Origin of the sequence: Paenibacillus cookii (genome assembly GCF_018333375.1) — a bacterium.
In the GTDB taxonomy this organism is placed as follows: domain Bacteria; phylum Bacillota; class Bacilli; order Paenibacillales; family Paenibacillaceae; genus Paenibacillus_AQ; species Paenibacillus_AQ cookii.
Genome location: NZ_BORW01000172.1, coordinates 1 through 205, shown reverse-complemented (window position 1 = coordinate 205; position 205 = coordinate 1). Strand labels below are relative to the sequence as shown.

Annotated in this window: 1 rRNA gene; it reads left to right on the top strand. The window is 55.6% G+C overall.

Going from position 1 to position 205, the window contains the following annotated elements:
- Window positions 1-205: ribosomal RNA gene (locus tag KI367_RS27045) — 23S ribosomal RNA — on the top strand; the annotation flags it as partial.

The window sequence follows — 205 nt, the reverse complement described above, 5'->3', positions numbered from 1 at the left end:
CAGAACGTCGTGAGACAGTTCGGTCCCTATCTGTCGTGGGCGTAGGAAATTTGAGAGGAGCTGTCCTTAGTACGAGAGGACCGGGATGGACGTACCGCTGGTGCACCAGTTGTTCCGCCAGGAGCATAGCTGGGTAGCTACGTACGGACGGGATAAGCGCTGAAAGCATCTAAGCGTGAAGCCCCCCTCAAGATGAGATTTCCCA